General features: G+C 74.3%; 2 protein-coding genes. Both read left to right on the forward strand.

Annotation, left to right across the window (positions count from 1 at the left end; genetic code table 11):
* Positions 1 to 75 precede the first annotated feature (75 nt).
* A complete protein-coding gene (gene mfd / locus FOE67_RS17515) occupies positions 76 to 3,642 on the forward strand; it encodes a transcription-repair coupling factor (RefSeq protein WP_182665370.1) in 3,567 nt (1,188 codons plus the stop codon).
* 376 nt (positions 3,643 to 4,018) lie between these two features.
* A partial coding sequence (locus FOE67_RS17520; protein ID WP_182665372.1) for a hypothetical protein occupies positions 4,019 to 4,527 on the forward strand: 509 nt, incomplete at its 3' end.

Consider the following 4,527-nt stretch of genomic DNA (forward strand, 5'->3'; position numbering starts at 1 on the left):
GGTGGGAACCCCGGCCCGTTCCACGTGTCGGGCCTTTCGCGTGTTCCCCAGTTCCCCACCCGGGATGGTCTCCTCATGAGTCTGCACGGCCTGCTCGACGCCGTCGTGGAAGATGCCGCCCTCGACGAGGCGGTCCGGGCCGCCGAGGCCGGGCGGCGGCGGCACGTGGACCTCGTCGGCCCCGCCGCCGTCCGCCCCTTCGCCGTGGCGGCCCTGGCCCGGGGCACCGACCGCACCGTCCTGGCGGTCACCGCCACCGGACGGGAGGCCGAGGACCTCGCCGCCGCCCTGCGCTCGCTGCTCCCCCCGGACGGCGTGGTCGAGTTCCCCTCCTGGGAGACCCTGCCGCACGAGCGGCTCTCCCCCCGCTCCGACACCGTCGGCCGCCGGCTCGCCGTGCTGCGCCGGCTCGCCCACCCCAGCGCCGACGACCCCGCCGCCGGCCCCGTGAAGGTCCTCGTGGCCCCCGTCCGCTCGGTGCTCCAGCCCCAGGTCAAGGGCCTGGGCGACCTGGAGCCGGTGGCGCTGCGCACCGGCGACACCGCCGACCCCGCCGAGGTCGCCGAGGCGCTGTCCGCCGCCGCGTACAGCCGGGTGGAGCTGGTGGAGAAGCGCGGCGAGTTCGCCGTGCGCGGCGGCATCCTGGACGTCTTCCCGCCCACCGAGGAACACCCCCTGCGGGTGGAGTTCTGGGGCGACGACGTGGAGGAGATCCGCTGGTTCAAGGTCGCCGACCAGCGCTCGCTGGAGGTCGCCGAGCACGGCCTGTGGGCACCGCCCTGCCGCGAGCTGCTGCTCACCCCCGAGGTCCGGGAGCGTGCGGCGGCCCTCGCCGAGGAGCACCCGGAGCTGGAGGAACTGCTGGGGAGGATCGCCGAGGGCATCGCCGTGGAGGGCATGGAATCCCTGGCCCCGGTGCTGGTGGACGAGATGGAGCTGCTGCTCGACGTGCTGCCGGCCGGGTCGATGGCGGTGGTCTGCGACCCGGAGCGGGTCCGGACCCGGGCGGCCGACCTGGTCGCCACCAGCCAGGAGTTCCTGGCCGCCTCCTGGGCCGCGACCGCCGGCGGCGGGGAGGCCCCCATCGACGTCGGCGCCGCCTCCCTGCGCTCGATCGCCGAGGTCCGCGAGCGGGCCCGTGAGCTGGACCTGATGTGGTGGTCGATCTCCCCCTTCGCCGCCGACCCGACGGCGGACGGCGCCGCCGAGGGGCCCGGCGCGGACGGCGGGGACACCCTGCGCACCGGCCTGCGCGCCCCCGAGAGCTACGGCGGCGACACCGCCCGCGCGCTCGCCGACACCAAGGGCTGGCTCGCCGAGGGCTGGCGGGTGGTCTACCTCACCGAGGGACACGGCCCCGCCGGACGGACGGTGGAGGTGCTGGGCGGCGAGGGCATCGCCGCCCGCCTGGACCCCGGGCTGGACGGCGCCATCGATCCCTCGGTGGTGCACGTGACCTGCGGCTCGGTGGAGCACGGCTTCGTCGCCCCCGACCTGCGGCTGGCCCTCCTCACCGAGACCGACCTGACCGGTCAGCGCGGCGTGGCCAAGGGACAGCGGATGCCCGCCCGCCGCCGCAAGACCCTGGATCCGCTGACCCTGCGGCCGGGTGACTTCATCGTCCACGAACAGCACGGCGTGGGCCGGTACGTGGAGATGGTGCAGCGCACCGTGCAGGGCGCCACCCGCGAGTACCTGCTGGTGGAGTACGCGCCGGCCAAGCGCGGCCAGCCCGGCGACCGGCTGTTCGTCCCCACCGACCAGCTCGACCAGGTGACCCGGTACGTGGGCGGCGAGGCCCCCTCGCTGCACCGCCTGGGCGGGGCGGACTGGGCCAAGACCAAGGCCCGGGCACGCAAGGCGGTGCGGGAGATCGCCGCCGACCTGATCAAGCTGTACTCGGCGCGGATGGCCGCCCCCGGCCACACCTTCGGCCCCGACACCCCCTGGCAGCGGGAGCTGGAGGACGCCTTCCCGTACGCGGAGACCCCCGACCAGCTGACCACCATCGGCGAGGTCAAGGAGGACATGGAGAAGTCGGTCCCGATGGACCGGCTGATCTGCGGCGACGTCGGCTACGGCAAGACCGAGATCGCGGTGCGGGCGGCCTTCAAGGCGGTGCAGGACGGCAAGCAGGTGGCCGTGCTGGTGCCGACCACGCTGCTGGTCCAGCAGCACTTCAACACCTTCACCGAGCGGTACCGGCAGTTCCCGGTGACCGTGCGGGCGCTCTCCCGCTTCCAGTCCGACACCGAGTCGAAGGCCGTGCTGGAGGGGCTGCGGGACGGCACGGTGGACGTGGTCATCGGCACCCATCGGCTGTTCTCCTCCGAGACCCGCTTCAAGGACCTCGGTCTGGTGATCGTCGACGAGGAGCAGCGCTTCGGCGTCGAGCACAAGGAGCAGCTGAAGAAGCTGAGGGCCAACGTGGACGTGCTCACCATGTCCGCGACGCCGATCCCGCGCACCCTGGAGATGGCGGTCACCGGCATCCGCGAGATGTCCACCATCACCACCCCGCCGGAGGAGCGGCACCCGGTGCTGACCTTCGTCGGGCCGTACGACGAGAAGCAGATCGGCGCGGCGATCCGCCGCGAGCTGCTGCGGGAGGGCCAGGTCTTCTACATCCACAACCGGGTGGAGTCGATCGACCGGGCGGCCTCCCGCCTGCGCCGCATCGTGCCCGAGGCCCGCATCGCCATCGCGCACGGCCAGATGTCCGAACAGGCCCTGGAGCGCGTGGTGGTGGACTTCTGGGAGAAGCGGTTCGACGTGCTGGTCTCCACCACGATCGTGGAGTCCGGCATCGACATCGCCAACGCCAACACCCTGATCGTGGAGCGCGGCGACACCTTCGGCCTCTCCCAGCTGCACCAGCTGCGGGGCCGGGTCGGACGCGGGCGGGAGCGCGGCTACGCCTACCTGCTGTATCCGCCGGAGCGTCCGCTGACCGAGACCGCCCACGAGCGGCTGGCGACCATCGCGCAGCACACCGAGATGGGCGCGGGCATGTACGTGGCGATGAAGGACCTGGAGATCCGGGGCGCCGGCAACCTGCTGGGCGCCGAGCAGTCCGGGCACATCGCCGGGGTCGGCTTCGACCTGTACGTGCGGATGGTCGGCGAGGCGGTGGCCGACTACCGGGCCTCGCTGGAGGCCGGCGGGGAGGGCGCGGAGGAGCCGCCGGCCGAGGTGCGGATCGAGCTGCCGGTGGACGCGCACGTCCCGCACGAGTACGCGCCGGGCGAGCGGCTGCGTCTCCAGGCGTACCGGGCGATCGCGGCGGCGACCACCGAGGAGGACATCGCGGCGGTCCGCGAGGAGCTGACCGACCGTTACGGCAAGCTGCCCGAGCCGGTGGAGAACCTGCTGCTGGTCGCCGGGCTGCGGATGCTGGCCCGTTCCTGCGGGGTCGCCGAGATCACCCTCCAGGGCAACAAGGTGCGGTTCGCCCCCGTGGACCTGGCGGAATCGCGGGAGTTGCGGCTCAAGCGGCTGTACCCGGGATCCCTGGTCAAGCCCGCGACGGGGCAGGTGCTGGTGCCGCGCCCCATGACGGCGCGGGTGGGCGGCAAGCCGGTGATCGGACGGGAACTGCTGGCCTGGACCGGGGAGTTCCTGACCACCATCGCCGGCGGTTGACCGACCCGACGACCACCCACCGACCCGACCGGCCCCGCCGGGCGGCGGGCCGGGCCGGGACGACCCCCGAGTCCCGGCCCGGGCCGGCGGGTGCCCTCCGACGGTGCGCGGCCGGCGTTCAGTCGAGCGGCGGGGCCCGGCCCCGCCGATCCGTCACCGATCCGTCACCGAGCCGCCGGTGGAGCCGGGGACGGTGACCCCGGGGTCCCGGTCCGCGCCCGAACCGACCCCGCCCCGGGGCCGATCGCCCCGCCGTTCCCCTCGTCCCCCGCCGTCCCCGGGCGAGCGGCGGACGGTTGACCCGGACAGCGATATCCTCGTCCTGTCCCCTGCCGGGGACACCGCGCAGCCGCCGACGGGGAGGGAGGAAGCGCCGATGTACGGTCAGCCGTCCGGGCCCGCTTTCACACCGGTGCCGACGCCTCAGTACACCGGCCCCCGGGTGGTCATCCCGCGACTGCTCCTCGCCTGTGTGCCGGTCCTCTCACTGGGCCTGCTCGCCTGGGTGCCCTTCCTGCGCATGGCCCTCCAGGGCCGCCGCAACCGGGACTGGGCCGTGCTCTGCGTCTGGGTCACGATCACCCTGACCTACGCCGTGGTGGCCGCGGAGAGCCCGGACGTGCCGGAGGACGGCCCGCGCGCCTTCTGGTTCGCGGTGCTGTTCATGCTCGCGCATCTGGGCGGTGCCACCGTGCACGCCATCCTCGGGGACGTCGCGGTGCAGAGGTACCGGCGCCGTCGGGACACCCCGCCCGCCGGTTGGGCCGCCCACCACGGCGGAGGTCCCGGCCCGGCCCCGGCCTACGGCTACCCCGGTCCCGGCACGCCGGGCATGCCGGGAGTCCCGTCCCCCTCCCCGGGGCCGATCGGCGCCGTCCCCTTCGT

Source organism: Streptomyces calidiresistens (assembly GCF_014141525.1).
Taxonomy (GTDB): Bacteria; Actinomycetota; Actinomycetes; order Streptomycetales; family Streptomycetaceae; genus Streptomyces; species Streptomyces calidiresistens.

Excerpts from the sequence above, each read along its gene's own strand:
- mfd (WP_182665370.1), top strand. The coding sequence starts at position 76 with ATGAGTCTGCACGGCCTGCTCGACGCCGTCGTGGAAGATGCCGCCCTC.